This is a genomic window from Lichenicola cladoniae, from assembly GCF_013201075.1.
GTDB lineage: Bacteria > Pseudomonadota > Alphaproteobacteria > Acetobacterales > Acetobacteraceae > Lichenicola > Lichenicola cladoniae.
Genome location: NZ_CP053709.1, coordinates 105300 through 121761 on the forward strand (window position 1 = coordinate 105300; position 16462 = coordinate 121761).

At 63.1% G+C, this 16462-nt stretch carries 15 protein-coding genes and 2 pseudogenes; 9 read left to right on the forward strand and 8 right to left on the reverse strand.

Annotated features, from left to right (window positions below; translation table 11 throughout):
* Positions 1-33: 33 nt before the first annotated feature.
* Genes HN018_RS22360 through HN018_RS28775 form a run of 4 tightly spaced genes read right to left on the reverse strand, consistent with a single transcriptional unit; the run spans position 34 to position 4252 of the window.
* A complete protein-coding gene (locus tag HN018_RS22360; protein ID WP_171836575.1) occupies positions 34-585 on the reverse strand; it encodes a cupin domain-containing protein in 552 nt (183 codons plus the stop codon).
* A gap of 21 nt (positions 586-606) precedes the next feature.
* On the reverse strand, positions 607-1521 hold the full coding sequence (locus HN018_RS22365) for an alpha/beta fold hydrolase (protein WP_171836576.1): 915 nt from the start codon (positions 1519-1521) through the stop codon (positions 607-609).
* 11 nt (positions 1522-1532) lie between these two features.
* Positions 1533-2624 carry an alkene reductase gene (locus HN018_RS22370; protein ID WP_171836577.1) on the reverse strand — a complete coding sequence of 364 codons (1092 nt, stop codon included), beginning with the start codon at positions 2622-2624 and terminating at the stop codon, positions 1533-1535.
* A gap of 47 nt (positions 2625-2671) precedes the next feature.
* Positions 2672-4252: an SDR family NAD(P)-dependent oxidoreductase gene (locus HN018_RS28775; protein ID WP_239479397.1), complete on the reverse strand. Its 1581-nt coding sequence runs from the start codon at positions 4250-4252 to the stop codon at positions 2672-2674.
* A gap of 170 nt (positions 4253-4422) precedes the next feature.
* Here HN018_RS28775 and HN018_RS22385 point away from each other — a divergent pair, with 170 nt between their 5' ends.
* Positions 4423-5379 (forward strand): LysR family transcriptional regulator, encoded by a 957-nt coding sequence (locus HN018_RS22385; RefSeq protein ID WP_171836579.1) that lies wholly within the window; start codon positions 4423-4425, stop codon positions 5377-5379.
* A gap of 244 nt (positions 5380-5623) precedes the next feature.
* Here HN018_RS22385 and HN018_RS22390 read toward each other — a convergent pair whose 3' ends face one another.
* Entirely contained in the window at positions 5624-6361 is a 738-nt protein-coding gene (locus HN018_RS22390; RefSeq protein ID WP_171836580.1) for an SDR family NAD(P)-dependent oxidoreductase, read from the reverse strand.
* 74 nt (positions 6362-6435) lie between these two features.
* Here HN018_RS22390 and HN018_RS22395 point away from each other — a divergent pair, with 74 nt between their 5' ends.
* Positions 6436-7026 (forward strand): TetR/AcrR family transcriptional regulator, encoded by a 591-nt coding sequence (locus HN018_RS22395; RefSeq protein ID WP_171836581.1) that lies wholly within the window; start codon positions 6436-6438, stop codon positions 7024-7026.
* Between the two features lie 599 nt (positions 7027-7625).
* Here the strand turns inward: HN018_RS22395 and HN018_RS22400 are convergent.
* Positions 7626-8279 (reverse strand): annotated as a pseudogene (locus tag HN018_RS22400) (IS110 family RNA-guided transposase); the annotation flags it as partial.
* 117 nt (positions 8280-8396) lie between these two features.
* Between HN018_RS22400 and tnpA the strand changes: the two are divergent.
* The 3 genes from tnpA to tnpC all read left to right on the forward strand — a co-directional run bounded on the left by tnpA (position 8397) and on the right by tnpC (position 10771).
* Positions 8397-8801 carry an IS66-like element accessory protein TnpA gene (tnpA, locus tag HN018_RS29510; RefSeq protein WP_171837828.1) on the forward strand — a complete coding sequence of 135 codons (405 nt, stop codon included), beginning with the start codon at positions 8397-8399 and terminating at the stop codon, positions 8799-8801.
* Positions 8798-9145: an IS66 family insertion sequence element accessory protein TnpB gene (gene tnpB, locus HN018_RS22410; protein ID WP_172443533.1), complete on the forward strand. Its 348-nt coding sequence runs from the start codon at positions 8798-8800 to the stop codon at positions 9143-9145. The genes tnpA and tnpB overlap by 4 nt, the downstream gene beginning before the upstream one ends.
* Before the next feature lie 90 nt (positions 9146-9235).
* A complete protein-coding gene (gene tnpC, locus HN018_RS22415; protein ID WP_172443560.1) occupies positions 9236-10771 on the forward strand; it encodes an IS66 family transposase in 1536 nt (511 codons plus the stop codon).
* Between the two features lie 26 nt (positions 10772-10797).
* On the opposite strand, the pseudogene HN018_RS22420 reads toward tnpC, so the two are convergent.
* Positions 10798-11193, reverse strand: a pseudogene (locus HN018_RS22420) (IS110 family transposase); the annotation flags it as partial.
* A gap of 282 nt (positions 11194-11475) precedes the next feature.
* Between HN018_RS22420 and HN018_RS22425 the strand changes: the two are divergent.
* The 3 genes from HN018_RS22425 to HN018_RS22435 all read left to right on the forward strand — a co-directional run bounded on the left by HN018_RS22425 (position 11476) and on the right by HN018_RS22435 (position 14060).
* Positions 11476-12495 carry a tyrosine-type recombinase/integrase gene (locus HN018_RS22425; RefSeq protein ID WP_171837295.1) on the forward strand — a complete coding sequence of 340 codons (1020 nt, stop codon included), beginning with the start codon at positions 11476-11478 and terminating at the stop codon, positions 12493-12495.
* Between the two features lie 591 nt (positions 12496-13086).
* Entirely contained in the window at positions 13087-13557 is a 471-nt protein-coding gene (gene parS, locus HN018_RS22430; RefSeq protein ID WP_171837294.1) for a type II RES/Xre toxin-antitoxin system antitoxin, read from the forward strand.
* The gene (locus tag HN018_RS22435) at positions 13554-14060 is read left to right on the forward strand and encodes an RES family NAD+ phosphorylase (protein WP_171837293.1); all 507 of its coding nucleotides are present in this window, start codon (positions 13554-13556) and stop codon (positions 14058-14060) included. The genes parS and HN018_RS22435 overlap by 4 nt, the downstream gene beginning before the upstream one ends.
* A gap of 207 nt (positions 14061-14267) precedes the next feature.
* On the opposite strand, the gene HN018_RS22440 is transcribed toward HN018_RS22435, so the two are convergent.
* The gene (locus HN018_RS22440) at positions 14268-15614 is read right to left on the reverse strand and encodes an ISNCY family transposase (RefSeq protein WP_408886826.1); all 1347 of its coding nucleotides are present in this window, start codon (positions 15612-15614) and stop codon (positions 14268-14270) included.
* Between the two features lie 397 nt (positions 15615-16011).
* Here HN018_RS22440 and HN018_RS22445 point away from each other — a divergent pair, with 397 nt between their 5' ends.
* Positions 16012-16437: a MucR family transcriptional regulator gene (locus HN018_RS22445; RefSeq protein ID WP_171837291.1), complete on the forward strand. Its 426-nt coding sequence runs from the start codon at positions 16012-16014 to the stop codon at positions 16435-16437.
* Positions 16438-16462: the final 25 nt, after the last annotated feature.

Genomic DNA, 16462 nt, shown 5'->3' on the forward strand with positions numbered 1-16462 from the left:
GATCACACGAGCGTTTGATCCTTTGCAGACGCCTCACGCTGTGCTCTTCAGGATCTCACTGCGATACTTGGGTGCCAGTTTTCCTGCTAGCCTGCCTTTTTCTGCCTGCTCCTCCTTGGAGACATCCGGCGGGAGTGCGTCGCGGCTGACGATCGGTATAGCCACAGCCATGAAGAATTCTTCCTGGCCGGCCGGCGTGCACATGCAGAGCATGTGGACCGTGTCACCAGATTTGTTCTTGAACTGGTGCGGCGCGTTGGCGGGAACGTTGATGGTCATGGGCGCCTTCACCGTTTGCGTCTCAGCCCGAAAGGTGAACTCCAACTCGCCTTCGAGCAGCGTGAACATCTCCTCGAAGTCGTGTCGATGAGGCGGCGGCCCGCTGCCGTCCGGCACCAGCATGTCAATCAGGCAGTAACGCCCGTCCGTCTCCGCGCCAGAGACAAGAATCGTGTAGGTATCGCCAACGAGCGAGATGTGGCGCGCGTGCGGGTCGTCTGGACTGATAACCGTCAGCTTGCGGCTGAGATCGTCGGCGGGAATCGGCGTTCCGGGCGGTATCGAAGTAATCGAATGGTCGGGCAAGAGCGTTCCTTTCTTAAAGCTTCAGACGGTCAGCTTGGCCGCCATGGCGAGGATGTGCTTGATGACGGTGCTCGGCTGTTCTTCGGGCATGAAGTGGCCGCTATCGTCGAGCGTGTGCGCCTCGACATGTTCGGCAATCAGCTCGACCATCTCGCCAACCTTGGCGCCGAGGCCATGGCGCGAGCCGCCGAGGGCCACGACCGGTACACGGACCTTGTTGCTCATCAGCGGCTCAGTCTGGACGATGCTGGTGAAGGCGGCGCGATAGACGCCCATCGCGCCGAGCACGCCTTCGCGCCCGGCAAAGGTGCGCAGATACTCATCCACTGTTGCTGGATCGATTGAGGTAGGGTCAGCCGTTGCCCCCTCATAGAACCAGGTCAGGAAGGCGCGTTCGTTGCCGACGACCAGCCGCTCGGGCACGCCCGGCGCCAACGGCAGGATCCACCACCACATTGATCCCCTGGCCATAGCCTCCGGCGTGTAGGCGACGATCCGTTGCAGCACGTCCGACAGCATCACCGGCCCTTCGATGTAGAGCAGACCGGCTAGCTCCTCCGGTTGATCGGCCGCCCAGATCAGTGCAGGTGGCGCGCCCATGTCGTGAGCCGCCAGGATCAGCTTGCGCCCCCCGCCAAACCCGATCTGCCGCACCAGGGCACGACACTCGTTGGCCAGTGCGCGATTGTCGTAGCCGTCGTTCCCGGCCGGCTTGTCGCTGTCGCCGAACCCGCGCATGTCGGGGATCAGCACGGCAAGACCTGCGTCCGCCAGCGCGGGCGCCACCTTGTGCCAAGCGTAGCCGGTACTGAGGAAACCATGCCAGAGCAGGACTGGAAGACCGTCGGGCTTCCCGCCCAGCCAATAGTGCAGCCGTGTTCCGTCAACGGTGACCGTCTCGCTATGGAAGCCGGTGATCGGCGCGCCTGCGGTCATGGAAATGTCTTTCAGGCGGCTTGGGCCAAAGCGAGAGTAGGGTAATCAGTGTAGCCCTCCGGTCCCACGCCATAGAATTTTGTGGGATCAGGCTTGTTGAGCGGTGCATCCGATCCAAGCCGGGCTACGAGGTCTGGGTTGGCGATGTAGGGAACGCCGAACGCCACGAGATCGGCGTCACCCGCCGCAAGCACCGCGTTGGCCTTTGCCTTGTCGAAACCAGTGTTGACGATGATGGGTACCGATATCATCGGCCGGAAGGTCCGGGCGACGTGTTCGATCTGCACTCCCCGCTCGGAATCCTTGGCGTTTGGTTCGAGCATGCAGAGATAGCCGACCTTCAAGGCATCCAGCGCTCGGACGACATGGCCAAACGTCGCCAGCTTGTCGCTATCGTCCACCCCGTAGAGGAAGCTCGACGGGGAAAGACGCACGCCGACATGGGCGGCGTCCCACGCCTTGATCATTGCCGCCGTGGTCTCGATCATCAGCCGCGCGCGGTTCTCGACCGGGCCGCCATAGGCGTCGGACCGCTTGTTGCTGCCGTCCTGTAGGAACTGGTCCTGAAGGTAGCCGTTCGCGCCGTGCAGCTCGACCCCGTCGAACCCGGCAATACGCGCGTTGCGGGTGGCTTGGGCGAAGTCGGCGACAATGCCGGGGATCTCGCCGATGGCGAGCTCGCGCGGCACAGGAAAGTCTACCCGGCCCGTAGGTAGGAAAAAGTCGCCGGTGGCGGGGATCGGCGAAGGTCCGACCGGCTGCTCGCCATCACGCATTCCCGGATGGGCGACGCGGCCGCAATGCCAGACCTGGCACATGATCCGCCCGCCCGCAGCATGGACAGCGTCTGTGACCTTGCGCCAGCCGGCAACCTGGTCGTCGCGGTGCAGGCCGGGGCAGCGGATGATCCCATGCGCCTGATCGGAGACTTGCGTGCATTCGGTTACGATCAGGCCGGCGGACGCACGCTGGACGTAATAGTCGCGCATCAGATCGGTGGGCGTCCCATCCTCGCTGGCACGCGTACGGGTCATTGCGGACATGGCGATGCGGTTGGGCAGGGCGAGGCCGTTCAAGTCGTAGCTGTCGAAGAGGTTGGTCATGGTCGTGTCCTTATCGGGAGGGGGAGCAGGAAGAAGGGGTGAGCGCGTCACAGCATGTACCTGCCGCCGTTGACGTTGAGCGTCTGGCCGGACATGAAATCGGCGTCTGGTGAAGCCAAGAAGAAGACCGTGCCGACAAGGTCCTGGCCGGTCTCTTCGCGCTGAATCGCCCGAGCCCCAACTTGCGCTTCAAGCAGGCTGGCCGGCATCGTCTCCTTGACCTTCGGCGTGACGGTAAGTCCAGGTGCCACCAGGTTGACGGTGATGCCGTCTTTGCCGACCACCCGTGCCAAGCTACGCGAGAAGCCGAGCACGCCTGCCTTTGCGGCGACATAGTGGGTCTGTTCGGCGATCCCTTCGAACATCGAGCCCGAGCCGATATTAATGATGCGGCCCCAGCCCCGGCCCTTCATCAAAGGCAGCATGGCCCTCACCATCAGGAACACACCAGTCAAGTTGATGCCGATGACCTTGTTCCAGTCGGCGAGCGTGATTTCGTCGAACGCCTGAGTGGGAAAGAAACCGGCGCAGTTTACCAGTACGTCCACCCGGACGGCCTTGTCGCGGGCGAAGGCCGCGAGCGCGGCGCAGCTCGCCTCGTCGGCGATATTCGCCGCCAGCACGTGGAGCCTACCCTGTCCGTCGGCTTTGTCGGCCAGGATTGCGAGCGCCTCACCGGACATGTCGGTGGCGATGACGGTGTCGCCGTTGGCGAGAAAGCGCGCTACGAACAAGGCGCCCATGCCGCCGGCAGCGCCCGTGATGACAACGACGCGGTCTGTCCTCATGACGTTTTCTTTCCCGCACCAGCGAGTTCTTGGAAGTAGGCCCGCAAAGTGCGCGGCTCGCGGCCGAGGATGGCACGCAGCGTCAATGCATTGCCGCGCAGGCCGAACCGGTTGTAATGATCGAACATCGGCTGCATCGGTGCGGCCTCGGACCCAGGCGTGTCGGGATCGACCCGCACAGCCTTGATCTTGCGGCCGAGCGCCTCGCCGGCCAGCGCCGCCACGCCGGTCGAGCGCGCCCTCCGCGCACAGTTCAAAGGTGCCGTCGAGCAGCCGGTTCTCGGTCAAGGCAATGGCAGCCACCTCGGCCACGTCGCGATAGTCGACCCGCGAGAAGCGCGTATCTGTCGACCAGGGCTCGGCGACCGCGCCGGTCTCTACGATCCTGTTCCAGCTTCTCGCATAGTTCTGGAAGAAGAGCGTCGGGTGCAGGAAGCTGTATTGGAGGTCTGAGTCGAGCACGGCCTCCTCCACCGGTGCCTTCGCCGCATGATTCTGCAAGCCGCTCAGGACCGGGTGAATGACCGAGGAGAACACGAAACGCCGCACCCCGGCTCGGATGGCAGCGGCGACCATCGCCTCGCCAATCTTCGCCTCGTCGGAAAGGAACGCGGGCGCGATATAGAAGACCGATGTCATGCCGTTGAGCGCGCGGTCGAGGCTGGCGTCATCGCGCAGATCGCCGATAGCCACCTCCGCCGCGCCCTTCGCCCGAACCGCGTCGGCCGCATCGGCCGTCTGGATCAGCCCGCGGACGTGAGCGCCGCGCGCAGCCAGGGCGGGGATCACGAGACCAGCAAACTTTCCGTCCGCGCCGATCGCCAGTATCATGTCGTTCATTACTAAACACTCCCAATCGAGTACCGAATCAGCAGCTCAAAGGACGTCTCATTCTGAGGAGAAGCTGGCTTCTCTCGATGCTGATCAGGTCATTCAGTTGGGCATGCTCGCTAGAGCGGGCATCCCATCGTTCTGTGGACACTGCATGCCGCAGATGGCACAACGGAGCTGTGCCCGACCTCAATGATCTTCGTGTCTTTGGACAGGTGGGTTCGCTGCGCAGCTTCGCGGGCGCCGCTCGCGCGCTGTCGCTACCCAGGTCGAGCGTCAGCCGGAGCATCGCCCGGCTGGAGACAGCGCTCGGTACGCGGCTGATCCACCGGACGACGCGCGAGGTCGAATTGACACCGGCCGGCCAGAGCCTAATGGCACGCTCCGCCAGCGCGCTCGGCGAGCTGGGACAGGCGCTCGAATATGTCGGCAGTCTTGCAACCGAAGTGCAAGGTGAACTGCGTGTGAGCGTTGGAATAGGTTTCGGCATCAACGTAATTGCCGAGCAGCTTCCAAAATTTCTGCACCGTTATCCAGACGTTGATGTGCTGCTCGACCTGACCAGCCGCTACGCCGAACTCGTATCCGACCATGTCGATGTCGCGATCCGTCTTGGTCCTCTAGAAGACTCGTCGATGGTCGCTGTCCGGCTCGGCGAGATGAAACGCGTGCTATGCGCGTCGCCCACTTATCTGGAGCGCAGTGGCGAGCCTCGCACGCTCGAAGACCTCAAGGGCCATGCGATCATCGAGATGCCGGGGGTAGATGGCCGCACGCGGACTTGGAGCTTTTTACGCGATGACCGGACCAGCGACGTCGTCGTTGAACCCCGCGTGTCCGTCAACGATGCGCTAACGATCAACCGGCTTGTGCTGAACGGCGCGGGGATCGGCATTATCTCCTGCTATCTGTGCGCGCCCGAGATCGAGGCGGCGCGGCTCGTCCACCTGCTGCCTGAATGGACCACACCCGCGGTTGGCGTTCACATGATCTTCCCCAGTAAACGCGAACTCGCGCCGGCGGTGCGGGCCTTCGTCGACTTCATGAAGGAAGTGAACCCGCCGGGGCTGCACTGGCAGAACAATGAGTTGCCGACTGACTGTAGGCCAGATCGCCAGATTGCCTCCGCAACATGAGCGGTCATAGCCCCGGTTGGATCTACCCCAGTGAGGCATCGGCATGAGGTGCCTCACCGTGCCTCGATCAGGCCATCGAACGCCGGCTAGGACGATGAAGGTGGAGGGTCTAGACCCTCCAGAGACTGTACGCGGCGTACTGTCCTAATCATCCCATAAACCAGGGTTTGTTGGACAAAGTAGCCGGCCTCGCGGGTCGTGACGCAAGCCATCTGATCCCGGTGGCCTATGGTTGGCGATCAGCTTAGATCGCGGAGGTGCCGCCATCGACGGACAGCTCTATGCCGTTCACGAAGCTGGAATCGTCGGAAGCAAGGAACAGCGCCACCGTCGCGATCTCCTCGGGGCGGCCCATCTTCCCGCGTGGGATCAGGGCCTCGAACTGCCGCTTCGTCGCCGCATCGAACATCTTGTCCTGAATGGGCGTGGCGATCTGCCCCGGACTCAGCACGTTCACCCGGATTTGCCTGTGCTTCAGTTCGTTGAGCCACGCGCGGGCAAAGGCACGCAGCGCGGCCTTGCTTGCCGAATATGCGCTATAGTCGGGCCAGCCTTTCACCGACGCGATCGAGCCGGTCATGATGATCGAGCCGCCATCGTTGAACAACGGCAACGCCTTCTGCACCGTGAACAGCGTACCGCGCGTGTTCAGGCCAAAGAGCGTGTCAAAGTTCTTTTCGGTGATCTCGCCGATCTTCTGCGCCTCACCTCCCGCTCCGGCACTGGCGAACAACACGTCGATGCTGCCCTTCTCTCGCTTCACCGTCTCGAACAAGCGGTCTAGATCGCCGAGGTTGGCAGCGTCGCCCTGCACGCCGGTCACGTTCCGGCCGATCGACGCCACGGCCTCGTCCAGCACCTCCTGCCTACGGCCGGTGATGAACACATGCGCGCCTTCCTCGACGAACAGCTTGGCGCTGGACAGCGCCATGCCGCTCGACCCGCCCGTTACCACGACGGTCTTGCCTTCTAACTTTCCCATGACTGCTCCTTACATTACAAAGTGGATCACCGCCCCGCATATGTGGAGCACTGACCCGTTTGTCAAAGGGGCTTATGCGCGCCGACGCCAAAAGGAACTACAGCCATCTGCTTGCCGTCGCGCGGGACGTGATCGCCGAGCATGGTGCCGACGCCTCACTGCGCGAGATCGCGCGTCGGGCCGAAGTCGGCTTGGGCACGCTGCACCGCCACTTTCCGACGCGGGAGGCGCTGCTCGATGCGCTGCTTCGTGCGAGCCTCGATGGATTGACGCAGAAGGCGGCCGAACTGGAAGCATCAGCCGCCCCTGATGAAGCGCTGATCTCCTGGTTCCGCGAGGGGGTCGCGTTCGTCCAAGGCTACAGCGGTGTCGTGGACCTGATGGCGGCCGCTATCGCAAACCCGGAATCGGCCCTCCATGCGTCATGCACCACGGTCCGCTCAGCAGGCGCGGCACTCCTCCTCCGTGCTCAAGCGAAGGGACTGGCGCGGGCCGATTTGAACGGAACCGACCTGTTCGCCCTGATGGGCGCACTCGGGTGGATCGGCGACCAACCCTCGTTCGCGCCACGGGCCGATCGTCTCGTGGACATTATTGCCGGCGCGATCCTGACAACTCGGCACAGCAGCGGGACCAAGACTTCGCGCCGTGCTCCGATTTTGTAGCGCGACAATCTGGCACTGCCATTCAGCGACAATCAGAGCACCAAATCCGAAGACGTGATACTCTACCGTAGGTAGCATCGCTCTTCCATGGTCTGGGCTGGGCAGCCGCCTGTAAAGCCTGGCCTTTCAGGCCACCGCCTCCGGCGGCTGTGGGCCTGACAGGCGACCGCCCAGCCCAGAGGGGTTCCACCGGTGGATGTGAGGCTGATTGTCGCTGACAGCGTGGTTCTGATTGTCGCGGAACACCGATTTAGTGGCCGCGCTTGTCACGGTGCGGAAAGCGGAGGTTTGTTGCACGCCCGGACAAGCCCAACCGGCCTTGTGTAAGTTTTCTGTTCCGTTGCTTCTGTAATGGGCCCCTGGTGGTCAAGCTTCGAAGTGGTGTCCACTCGCCGGTTTCGTGCTTCTGCCCGTGATCGGCACCAGGCCGTCACATGATGCTTCATGAGGGAGCCGGCGGAGCAATCTACCCAGCGTAGTCTCGGGATCGCTCCCGGCCACTGCAACGGAACCTGCCTTACCGTCTCCGCGTCCCGGCGAAGGGACCTCGTGGGAGCTGAGCCGCTTGGCTCCGCTCCGAACTGTGTGCCTCTTTGCAGTTATGCCTTCGCAGCCGCCGCCGGGTCCTTGCCCCAGACGAACTCTGTCCCGTCCGCCCACATGCGATGGAGCACGGTGGCCAGCTTACGGGCTAGCGCCACCTTCGCCCTCCGCATACCCCGCCGCTTGGCGACGTCTAACGCCCAGCGCTTGAGCGTGCTGAACCGCGTCGCGCGCGTCAGCAACGCGTTGGCCGCATCGTGCAGCGCGGTTCGAACGGCGGCATCACCAACCTTCGTGATCGAACCGACGACATCCGTCTCGCCCGACTGATAGCGTTTGGGTGTCAGACCAAAGAAGGCGCCGACCGACTTGGACTTCTTGAACCGGTCTGGATCGTCCACGCCCGCCCGATAGGTCAGCGACACCAGCGCACCTACGCCTGGGACCGTCATCAGCCTGCGACAGACCTGATCTTCCTTGACGATGATCAGCACCTCGCGGTGCAGCTTGGCCAGCTCGCGCCACATCGCCTCGCGTGCCGCCAGCAACGGCTCGACGATCTTCTCCAGCATCACGTGCCCGGCTGCGAGCTCGCGGATACGCGCGGGCAGCTTGCCGCGGCTCACGTCACCTACTTTGAGCCCAAAGCCACGCAGCAGCCCGCGCACGGTCTGCTCCAGGTCGATGACCTTGATCTGCAGCTGCTTGCGTGCGGTATCCGCCCGGCGAGTGACGTCTTGCTGGAATAAGCGGATGCCGATCTGCTTAGCCTCATGGTGAACACAGCAGATGAGGCTGCCACAGTGGCAGCCACTCAGGCAGCTTCGATGCAGCGGATCGAGATCGTCAGCGACCGGCGTCGTGCCCATGATCCAGCGTTTCGCGCGCTTGTGGTTGCGAGCTCCTACGTACCCGGCACCCGGATTCGAGAGCTCGCCGCCAGACACGGGATCTGCACAAGCCTTGTCTACCGGTGGCGCCGCGAGCGGGCAGGAGCCGCGGTGGTAAAGACTGGATCCGCGTTGCGACTTGTTCCGGTTCACCTCGTTGACGAGCCGCGTGCTGCCGAGAAACAGGCTGACCAATCGCGTCCGGTGCCACCGCCTACACCGAAAGCGTCGACAAAGCCTGCGTTGATCGAGATCGAGTTTCCGGGCGGCGTCTGTGTGCGGGTCGATGAGACGGTCAACCAGGCGGCCCTGCGGCGTATCGTGGCCGTTCTGCGCGGATGATCCCGGTTCCGTCCGGTGTCCGGGTCTGGCTGGCGGCCGGGGCCAGTGACATGCGCCGCGGCATGAACGGCCTGGCCCTGCAGGTGCAGCAGGCGCTCGAGCGTGATCCCCATGTTGGCGATCTCTACGTGTTCAGGGGACGCCGCGGTGATCTGGTGAAGATCCTGTGGCACGACGGGCTCGGCATGTCGCTGTATGCCAAGCGCCTGGAGCGCGGCCGGTTCGTGTGGCCGCAGGCGGCTGATGGCGTGGTGTCGCTGACACCGGCGATGCTCTCGATGCTGCTGGAAGGGATCGACTGGCGGCATCCACAGCGGACCTGGCGGCCCGAGGCCGCAGGCTGACGGCGAGGCAATCAGTACACAAGCCAGCCGGGATGTGGTTGAATCGCTGGCGTGACACCCGACGCCGACATCCTGCCTGACGATATCGACATGCTGCGGGCGGCACTCGTTGCTGAGCGCGCGGCCCGGTTGTCAGCCGAGACGCGGGCAACCGGTGCGGAGGCGATGATCGCGCACCTCAAGCTGCTGATCGCAAAGCTGCAGCGCGACCGGTTCGGCCCAACGTCGGAGCGCAGTCGCAGGCTGCTCGACCAGTTGGAGCTGCAGCTCGAGGAGCTGGAGGCGAATGCTGCCGAGGCTGACGTCGAGCCAGCAGCACCTGGGGATCCGCGTCCGGGTTCGAGCCGGGCAAAGCCGGTGCGCGGGCCGCTGCCAGCCCATCTGCCGCGCGAGCGCGTCGTCGTTCCAGGCCCGACCCTTTGTCCCTGCTGCCACGGCCGGCTGGTCAAGCTCGGTGAGACGATCACGGAGACACTCGAGGTGATCCCGCGCCAGTGGAAGGTCATCCAGACAGTGCGCGAGAAGTTCTCCTGCCGTGCCTGCGAGAGCATCACCCAGCCGCCGGCACCGTTTCATCCAATCGCCCGGGGTCGTGCCGGGCCCGAGTTGCTGGCCATGATCCTGGAGGCGAAGTTCGGCCAGCACCTGCCGCTGAACCGGCAGAGCGAGAGCTACGCCTTGGAGGGCATCCACCTCGACGTCTCGACCCTGGGCGGGTGGGTCGGCGCGTGCACCGCGGCCCTCGCGCCGCTGTTGGCGTTGATCCGCAAGCACGTGCTGGTAGCAGACCGGCTGCACGGCGACGACACCACGGTGCCGGTACTGGCCAAGAGCAAGACGAGCATCGGTCGGCTCTGGACCTACGTCCGCGACGACCGTCCATTCGGCGGTCCGGAGCCACCAGCGGCGATGTTTTTCTACTCACCGGACCGAGGCGGCGAGCATCCACGCCGACACCTGGCGCAGTACGCAGGTATTCTGCAGGCCGATGCCTATGCAGGATTCAACGAGCTCTACCTGCCCGGGCGCAGGCCAGGTGCGATCTCCGAAGCCGCGTGCTGGGCACACGGCCGGAGGAAATTCTTTGTGCTCGCCGACGTGGCCAAGGCGCCGATCGCCATCGAGGCCGTGCGCCGGATCGATCTGATCTTCGACGTCGAGCGCACCATCAACGGCCTCATGCCCGAACAGCGGCGCGCCGCACGACAAGAGCAGGTTGTGCCTCTGGTCGCAGAGCTGGAAGCCTGGATGCGCACTGAGCGCAGCCGGCTGTCTCGCCACAACGAGGTCAGCCGGGCAATGGACTACATGCTCAAACGCTGGCCTGCATTCACCAGGTTTCTAGACGACGGCAGGATCTGCCTGACCAACAACGCCGCGGAACGTGCCCTCAGAGGAATTGCACTCGGGCGAAAGTCCTGGATGTTCGCCGGATCCAATCGTGGGGGCGAGCGCGCGGCTGACGTCTACACGCTGATCATCACCGCCAAGCTGAATGGGGTCGATCCGCGCGCCTGGCTCGCCGATGTCCTGCGCCGTATTGCCGATCAACCCGATCGCGACCTCGGCGATCTGTTGCCATGGAATTGGTCAAAGCCAAAAACGCTGACTGCCGCAGCCGCCTGAAGCGTATCCGTGGTGCTCGGCGGATGGATACTGCGTGCGCCCAGCAAGGCCCTGATCTCCTGCGATGACATCGATTTGCGATGCACTGGCCGATACCACCCCATGCGCAGAAGCTGGGCTATCCCGCGAGCATCACGCCGATCCGTCTTCACCGCCATCGCAGACAGCGCCGCCTTGACGTGTCGTGTTTCCAGCAAGACCGGCTCGAGACCGGCTGCAAGCAACCCGTCATAGAGCCACTGTGATAACGGGCCAGCCTCCAGGCCAACGCGCGCGATTGTCAGGTTCAGGCCGAGCAGGAACGCGACCAGCGCCTCCGGCTCGCTCGCGACCTTCGCCTCCCGGATGACCTTCCCGGTGACGTCAAGCACGCACAGGCTGCTCAGCTCCAGCGACACGTCAATCCCGACATGATGTTCCATGGCCGTCCTCCTGATGGCCGGATCCGAACCGCTCAGATCCGCGCGTTCATGCCACCACTCTGAAGAGACCAGCACCACTCGTCAGCCCCGGTGCCAGCCCATTACGGCATCTACCAGACCCCCGATACGCTTGAAGAATGACAAAGGGCCCGCCTGTTAAGCGGACCCACTGCCGTGGCTGATAATAGCTTTTATCGCGCATAGATTTGCCCAGGAACGGGGGTCTGCTTTAGAATGCCCTTGGCGCGGGAATTGACCCCGCTGGGACGTATGGGCAGTCAGATGGACCTCTCCAGACCAAACCGAGCTGTCACGGTCAGGCAGACGGTCTCCGGCGGTGGTGAGGTCGTTATCACCGACATGGCGGCACTGATCGAGCGGAACCTCGAAGCATACCGGCAGGCTGCTCACGGCGCGTTCTCGGTCACGACCGAACGGGCGCTTCGCAGCGACAGCGCCGTCTTCACCGAGTGGTGCTCCAGCCGGGCCCTTCTGGCGCTACCGGCCGAGCCATCGACGGTGGCCACCTTCATCGACGACCAGGCGCTGACCAAGAAGCCGGCGACCATCCGCCGCTACGTGTCCAGCATCTCGCACCTGCACCGGGCGGCCGACGTGCCGAACCCGTGCGAACGGAGCGAGGTGAAGCTTGTCCTCAAGCGGATGGGCAAGACGCTCGGCAGCGCCCAGCGGCAAGCCGAGGGTCTGACCCGGCGCCTCGTCGACAAGATGATGCACTCAAGTGGCGACACGCTGCGGGATTTGCGCAACCGGGTCGTGCTGGCCGTCGGCTACGACACGCTGGCCCGCCGGTCGGAACTGGTGGCGCTGCGCGTGGAGGATCTGCGGCACGGCACCGCTCGCGACGGAACGATCAACATCTGCGGGTCCAAGACAGACCAGATGAGTGCCGGCTCCATCCGCTATCTCGCACCGGACACCATGCGCTTGGTGACGGAATGGATCGGCAAAGCTGGGATCGAAGACGGCTTCCTGCTGCGCGCGGTGCTGAAGGGCGGAAGGGTCGGCGGCGCGCTGGTCCCGATGGAGGTAACCCGGGTCTACAAGGAAATGGCAACCGCGGCCGGCCTGCCAATCGAGACCGTAGCGGCGATCAGCGCCCACAGCACCCGCGTTGGCGCCAGTCAGGATATGGCAGCGAGCGATCGCATCGAACTTCCGGCGATCATGCAAGCCGGTGGATGGAAGTCGCCGGAGATGGTGGCGCGATACACGGCCCGGCAGCACGCCAGGCGCAGCGGCTCAGCAAAGCTGGCGGAACTCCAGAACCGGACATCGTAAAGAAAACCGTATTGCTCGCGAGCAGGAAATTCAGGTGCATCTCACGCCTATCTTCTTTGTCGGCGTCATGCTTTGGATCGCAGAATGGAGCTCCCGACGAGCCGGTGAATGCTCGCACCCGAACCGCGGTTCGATTTGGCCTCATCGCGTGGATGGCGGACACGGATGGCAGCACCGCCGTGCTGTAGTGCGCCGCCATCTCCTGGCAGGTGTGGTTGATCCCGGGCTCGTGGCGATAGGTGGCCGTGACGCCACAGCGTAGGTTGTCGCAAACCAGGCGCTTCGGCACCCCCCAGGAACGTCTGCGCGTTGACGTGCGCGCCATCCAGTCGGCGAGCTCCTTGCTCCAGCGAGATGCCACGTAGGTGTAGTTCGACGAACCCAGCACTGCGACAAATACATGCGCCGGCCGCTCCTCTCCTGCCGCCCTGTCGACTACCGGCACGCTGTTGTCAGTGCAGTCGCGGACAGTCTCACGCCGGCAATGTGCGTCTGCCTGATGACCTGCTGGTGGCCGAACGCCACCGAGCCTTGAATTCTGTGCGTCATGTGTCATATGTTGGGCGTCACCTGACGTTAGGTAGGCTAATCATGCTCACTACCACTCCCCGCGACGAAACCAAGATTCATCGTGCAGCCGACTTGCTTGGGGGGTTGGAGATCCTCCAGTTCAACGTAGAAAGCCTGATGGATGCACACGACTTGATCGTGAAGGGGATCCCAAGCGAAGCCATCGTGCACCTATTTGGACAGCTTGGTCGGGTCCGAATCTCTACTTCATTCGTGAATGCGGTCGGGATGAGCGTGCGCACGATGCAAAGGCGCCGAGCGACTCCCACTGGTTTTCTCAGCCTGGAACAGAGTGGAAGAGCATGGAAGTTTGCTGAGATCATCGCCCGGGCAATGGAAGTTCTGGGATCAAAGGAAGCGGCCGAAAGCTGGCTGGAGCAAGAAGCACTTGCTTTAGACGGCCGGAGGCCAATCGACCTGTTGTCGACTTCTGCTGGCGTCGAGATTGTCGAGGATCTTCTTGGCCGTCTTGAGTACGGAGTCTACACGTGACCCCGCTGCCCGTTCCGCTTGGTTCGGGCGGCATTTCTGCGTGGAGACTTGACGACGCACGCTTCGCAGCAACCTGGGATGTAGGGGAGGGTGCCTTCCTTTTCGGGGGGCGATGGAATCGAAAGGGGATCCGGGCAGTCTACTGTTCGTTGGATCCGGGCACGGCGATCCTGGAGGTAGCCGTGCACAAAGGTTTCCGGGCGCTTGATGCTGTCCCGCATATGCTGACGTCTGTTGTGCTCACTAATCCAGGGCAAGTGCACGTTGTGCAACCCGATGAAGTTCCCAACGGTAACTGGCTGCGCCCAGGGACGCCCGGGGCATCGCAGCAGGACTTCGGAAGCGACCTTTTGGCCCGATATGCTTTCGTACTTTTTCCGAGTTCAGTATCTATGCACAGTTGGAACCTTGTGTTCATCGCAAGTCGTGCAGCCGGGATGTATTCACTCGCTACCCAAGAGCCATTTGCTCTTGATACTCGCTTGAACCCACCGGCTTCATAGGGCTGGCCACTGTAGCGATGGCTGGGCCGCTCCTCAGCAGGCTGTATTGACGTTGTTGGCCCGGTTAGCGGATAGCAAGGGTGGGGTGCTCGTAACGCGAACCTGTCAGACGATCCGCTGGACTCTAACTTACTGAATAGCTTTAAAACAGCGCTTCGAGATAGCATTCGGCCGCCTATAGTTGGGTGTCGGCGCAAGGTAGAGATATCACTCAGCCTGCAAAGTAGAGATGGCACCGCTGCGGATGCTGTTGCGGGTTGGCACGCCCGGCGCCTCCAGGTTGTTGGGCGGTCGGGCTCGACCTGTCGCACCACGCCGCTGGTTTGTGGGATATGCCGCCTGCTGCGCTTGCACATACGCCAGTGCTTCACCAAGCCGCTTGTTCTCGATGATCTCGCCAGGTCTCACGACGGCAAACTTGTCGAACAGCCGAAACGCCAAATCCACGCCCGCATGACGGACCGCGAACCGGCCGTCCGGGTAGTTCACGACCTCAACCTGTTTGCGTGCCAGAGCTCTCGTCTGCGGCGTCGGCTCCAGGATCAGCATCATGCGATCGTAGTGCAGCGTCAGGTTGGCTGAGACCGCACGCACCTCCCGCCATGCCAGGGCCTCGTCGAGCACGTCATCAGCAGGGGCGGGCCGGTGCAGATCCTTCGCATTGGCAGGCGACCGCGCGAAGCGCGCGTTGTAGGATGCGATGAAGCCCGGCAACCAGGCGTTCGCGGTCTCCATCGTGCCGATCCCAGCCAGCCGCAGCTCCTTGACCAGCCGATCCTGCAACGTGCCGAACGCTCGCTCCACGCGTCCCTTGGCCTGCGGGCTGTTGGCGCAGATGATGTCGATGTTCAGTGCACACAGGCCGCGACCGAACTGCGTGATCTCGTCGCCTGTCGCCGTCTTGCGGTTGACGCGAAAGATGCCGTGCTTGTCGGAGTAGAACGCAACCGGCTTGCCATGCGCCTCGACGTAGGCGCGGGTCGCGGTGAAATACGAGAACGCCGACTCACTCACCACGAAGCGCAGCAGCATGAGCCGGCTAGTCGCGTCATCGACGAAGGCAAGCAAGGTGCAGGTTGGCCCACGGTTCTCGAACCAGGCATGCTCCGAGCCGTCGATCTGGATCAACTCGCCCAGGCAATCTCGTCGCCGTCGCGGCTGGTGCGGCGAGGGTAGGCGGTGTCGCCGGTCGGTCCAGATCCCGTCAGCCATCATCCACTGGCGCACCGTCTCCCGCGACACCTTGCACCCGTGCAGCTCAGCCAATTTCTCCGCCGCCAGCGTCGGCCCGAAATCACAGTAGCGCTCGCGCACCAGCGTCACCGCCAGCTGGCGGACTGCGTCCGGCAGCCGGTGGTTGCTCGGGCGGCCCCGGCGCCGCGATACCAAGCTCGGAGCGCCATCATCCCGCAAGCCCTGCAGCAGGCGGAACACCTGCCGTCGGCTCAAGCCCATCAGGGTGCAGGCATCCTCAACGCGAAGTCGGCCGGACTGCACACCCAGCAACACCTCGAGCCGATCGAATTCCAGCTTGCTCATCGAGACCATCACCACGGACCAGCTCCTGCATGCCCCAGGTGCGGGAGGGTGCCATCTGTATCTGGCAGAGGGGTGACATCTCTATATTGCTGCTACATTGATTGTCCAGGGGCACTTGGTTTATGCAAACCCTTTCAACATTGCGACCGTACCCAGCTTCCGTCTCAGGGAGGCGTTGGAAACGCTGGCCGAAGTCGATCAGGATAAGGTTATTCGAGCACTGGATGAATTCGTCAGCCGAGCTTGAAGCTGAACCAGGCGTTGCCACCGCAAGACAAGCCCAGAGGAGAGATCTACCAACTGCGCAGACGCATGTGCTGCGCTATCTCCAGTGGGTCGTAGGCGGTAGTCATCTTTACGGCCAATGTAATACGACCTTAGAACAGAATCCGAAAATGCAGATGGAACTATCTTGACAGAATCTTCCGCATCTCTTCTGGAATTAACCACCCAGATTGTTAGCGCGCACTGCGCCATGAACACTGTGTCAGCGGAGGATCTGCCGACGCTGATCCAGAAGGTTTACGCGGCACTGAGCGAGGTCGGCGGGCGGCCAGAGGACGTTGCAGCCGTTGGTCCCGAGGCTCCGACGCCTGCCGTCCCGATCAAGAAGAGCGTTTTCCCCGATTACATCGTCTGCCTCGAGGACGGCAAGAAGCTCAAGATGCTGAAGCGTCACCTGCAATCATCTTATGGCACGACACCCGCGCAGTATCGCGAGCGGTGGAATCTGCCACAGGAGTATCCAATGGTGGCACCGAACTACGCAAAGCGCCGGAGCGCACTTGCCCGGGAAAGCGGCCTCGGCCGTAAGCCGGACGCGCAGGACGGGTCATGATTGTGTCTGAGCTGACGCCACAACG